Annotated in this window: 4 protein-coding genes and 2 pseudogenes; 5 read left to right on the top strand and 1 reads right to left on the bottom strand. The window is 50.0% G+C overall.

What is annotated here, in order from left to right:
• Positions 1-23 precede the first annotated feature (23 nt).
• Complete coding sequence (locus HWQ67_RS14620) at positions 24-302, bottom strand: hypothetical protein (RefSeq protein WP_218253427.1); 279 nt, start codon at positions 300-302, stop codon at positions 24-26.
• Here HWQ67_RS14620 and HWQ67_RS14615 point away from each other — a divergent pair.
• The 5 genes and pseudogenes from HWQ67_RS14615 to HWQ67_RS20635 form a co-directional block, all read left to right on the top strand.
• Positions 302-688 carry an Rpn family recombination-promoting nuclease/putative transposase gene (locus HWQ67_RS14615; protein ID WP_218253426.1) on the top strand — a complete coding sequence of 129 codons (387 nt, stop codon included), beginning with the start codon at positions 302-304 and terminating at the stop codon, positions 686-688. The genes HWQ67_RS14620 and HWQ67_RS14615 overlap by 1 nt on opposite strands.
• Positions 618-785 (top strand): annotated as a pseudogene (locus tag HWQ67_RS20640) (Rpn family recombination-promoting nuclease/putative transposase); the annotation flags it as partial. The gene HWQ67_RS14615 and the pseudogene HWQ67_RS20640, both read left to right, overlap by 71 nt.
• Positions 786-1,316: a DUF4351 domain-containing protein gene (locus HWQ67_RS20255; RefSeq protein ID WP_320414573.1), complete on the top strand. Its 531-nt coding sequence runs from the start codon at positions 786-788 to the stop codon at positions 1,314-1,316.
• A 774-nt stretch (positions 1,317-2,090) separates the two neighbouring features.
• On the top strand, positions 2,091-3,077 hold the full coding sequence (locus tag HWQ67_RS14605; protein ID WP_218253424.1) for a hypothetical protein: 987 nt from the start codon (positions 2,091-2,093) through the stop codon (positions 3,075-3,077).
• Positions 3,078-3,251: 174 nt separating this feature from the next.
• Positions 3,252-3,440, top strand: a pseudogene (locus HWQ67_RS20635) (transposase); the annotation flags it as partial.
• Positions 3,441-3,543: the final 103 nt, after the last annotated feature.

The raw sequence follows: 3,543 nt of genomic DNA, 5'->3' as shown, positions 1-3,543 counted from the left end.
CAACCGCATGAACGACAGGATTCTCAGTGTAGGTTCTGTGGATCGGGAGGTTTCCCCGCCCAGTCGGCCGTGCTCCGTTCCATGCGCATCCCCAGGATATCCCGGAACGGAACACCGTTCCGCATATCAATGGATAGAGCGTAATCGTATGGGTTGGTGTCGTGGGCAAACGAGGACACATTTTCGATGTTGGCCGCCGCCTTGGTAAGGCCGGGTTGACCAGCCCTGGAGGAGCGAGTATGTTTCATGGAAAGCAGTCTGCTTGACTGCCGTTCAGAAGGATTTGGCGAGATGTCTACCAATGGCTGATGCTATCCACTCTTCCGACTCGCTCTACCACAAGCTTTTCGCCTATCCAGAGATGGTGGCTGATCTGCTGCAGAATTTTTTGGACCCCAATATTCTTGCAGAGCTTGACCTGTCTCGGATGCGACGGTTGAACACCAAATTCACCGCCAAGACAGGCCAACGGAGGAGGGGTGACATCGTCTGGGAGATCCCAATCCGTGCCGGTGGCAGCCTGTTTTTGCTACTGTTACTGGAGTTCCAGTCGGAGATAGACGAATGGATGGTGTTGCGCCTGGAACGTCTACACCGGTCTGCTCTACCAGCAGTTGGTGGACGAGCGCAAATTGAAACCGGCAGATGGACTGCCACCTGTCCTGCCGGTTGTCATATTCAATGGTGAGCCACGATGGGATGCGGCAACGAGCCTGAGGGATCTGATTCGTCTGCCTGCCGGATCTCCGTTGTGGAAATACCAGCCAGAGATGCGGTACCATGTAGTGGACGAGGGGCGGTTCCCGGAAGAGGAGTTGAAGGGGCTGCAGTCCTTGACGGCGATTTTCTTCCGTATCGGGCACCCGGGCAGCCCGGCGTCGATCTTGGATGCCAGCCGTGATTTGGTGGAGTGGTTTGCAAAGCATCCAGAAGGGCCGCCGGTGAAGCGGTTGTTCCGTGAGTTGTTGGCCGTTGGCTTGGAGCGGTTCAAAGGGCCGCATTCTCTACCGCGCATTCCCGAAGAGCTTGAGGAGGTGGTGAACATGTTGGCGACACACGTTGAAAAATGGTCGAGGGACATTGAGCAGAAGGGGATTCTGATAGGCGAGCAGAAGGGCCGCCAGGAAGGCGAGCAGATCGGTGAGCAAAAAGGCGAAGCAAAGATGCTGACTCGCCAACTCCAACGCCGCTTCGGCAACCTGCCTGCCTGGGCCAGCGACAAGATTGCCACTGCCGATTTATCCACCCTGGAGGAGTGGAGTCTGCGGATACTGGATGCCACCACGATTGAGGGTGTCCTGGCTGATCCATCTTGACTTCAGAAGCGTGTCTCGCCCCGAAGGGTTGACCAGCCGTTTTGGGCGGCGAGCGCTGGACGAGAGGAGGGGACATGCATGATGGGATGGGTGGCACCCTTCAATATTGACAAACAGTCACAGAGAATGTCAGAGAATGTCAGAGAACGTTCCGACGGAGCTATTGCTACCTAAGCGGGAGTTGGAAGAGGGTCAACAGCTACCTTGCGCCGAACGGGTGAAGAGTTTGACGACACGGAAAAATCCATTTAATGCCAAACACCTACACAATTCCGTATCGTTTGGCTAACCAAGATGCCGTCAAACTGCTCTCTTGCTGCATCGCAGCAAAGTGGTGGAGAATTTTCCGTTTTGCGTATCGCTTCCTCCACCATTTTGATTTTACAGGGTTTTCTCTTTGCCATGGCCGTCCTTCGGGACGGCTTTTTGGTAAGAAAAAAGGCCAACGTTTCCAAGGGTTACGTTGGCGAGTAGTTCGGGGAGGGAAGGCGTTGGGCGTACCTTTCTCCCCGTGGGATGGTGGTTCTCTTCTCTCTTGCGCCCCCTTCTCCCAAACCTGTTGACTTCGGGGCGGGAAGTACGGATTTTCCGTACGTCACTTTTTCTTTGGAAAACAATGCGTCGTGGAGTACGGGGTGGGCGTACCTTTTCGATGAGTGGGTTGGGTGGCGTGGGGGGAGGGAAATGGAGTACGAAATTTGGCTGGCGAGAGCTTGTCAGGCCAGTTTGTTGTTGTGATAAAATATAAAACATACAAAGAATGAGGGGTCTGCGATGGGTCAACAACTGGATGAGCAAGAAGAATCTGTAAATCAAGAAGAATCTGTAAATCAAGAAGAATCTGTAAATGAACCTAGCAATCATCAAGACCGTGCGGGTTCGATGCAGATTTCGTCGGCTGTCGTCGGTCAAGACGATTCTCCGGATTATCCTTCGGAGGTTGGTGATAGCGCGGCTTTAGAGGATCCAGACATTGATATTATTTTGCACCCATCAAGAAGCAGACCTGTTGCTGGGGAACTGTGGTCTGTATCTGGTGAAATCACTAACCGTTCTGCACGCCCGTTGTGGGTAATTGACCAACACACCACCCTATCTCTTTCACCAGAAATGTACGGTCAAACTTCTCAGGGAGGATCGATAGGCGCGTTTTTCCCCACAATAAAGCAACGAAGTTCAAACGAGGTTGTAAGGATTGATCCCGGAGCGTCTTATTCTGTTATCTGGAAGATTGATCCTGTGCTGACAGTGTTAGCCTCTATTCAACGTGAAGAACCCGGAAAGGTATCGATACTGAGGAGAATTGTAATCATTTTGAAGGCTTTTATGTTTTTCTTTCCTGGTAATTTTAGAATTTCCTCGAATGTGCATGTATGGAACAAGCTTCCAATTTTTTCGGATAAGGGAAATGTAAGGAATATTGGTGAATCTTTTGTCAAGTCGTCATCCTCAGAAATATATATGGATCAGTCTCAATGGGTTCTGATCGTTGGAGCAGCTATTGGCGGAATTCTCTGTTTTGTGCTTCAATATTTGAACGGTGAAAGTAGCCCAAATGCCAGTTTCTTGTTTTCCGGATTAACGTCTTCAATTATTTTGTGTGGGGTCGTGACTGTTCTTTTATCAAGGCTTGCTAATACCGATTTTTTGATTGCCATCAAGGTTCAGGATTTTTGGGGGGCAGTTGCTACTGGGTTCACAATCCAATGGTTTGGCTTCCCTATCCTTGCGAAGATATTTACCAAGATTGGAGGGGGGTAAACAGAAATAAATGTAAAAGTTTCGAAATCTGGGGACAGTATATCCATTTCTTTCCGGAAATCTGGGGACAGTATATCCATTTCTTTTCCAGATTGAAAAGGTTAACATGACCCACCGGAAATCTGGGGACAGTATATCCATTTCTTTTCCAGATTGAAAAGGTTAACATGACCCATGGCCAGAATCGCTCGTGTTGTTGTTCCTGGATTGCCACATCACATCACCCAGCGTGGCAATCGGAGGCAACAGACCTTTTTTGAGGAACAGGATTATCATGTCTATCTGGACCTGATGGCCGAGTGGTGCGCGCGTTTCGGGGTGGAAATCTGGGCCTACTGTCTGATGCCCAACCATGTGCAAGTATCGGAAAAATAAAAAAATACACGGTGAAATCTATTGGTCGATCAATTCCATTAATGGGCTGATTTGGGCAAAGTCAGTAGCATGATGGTGCCGATTTGCAGAG

The sequence above is a fragment of the Candidatus Magnetobacterium casense genome, assembly GCF_019173545.1.
GTDB classification, from domain to species: Bacteria; Nitrospirota; Thermodesulfovibrionia; order Thermodesulfovibrionales; family Magnetobacteriaceae; genus Magnetobacterium; species Magnetobacterium cryptolimnobacter.
This window is presented reverse-complemented; position numbering and strand designations above follow the sequence as displayed.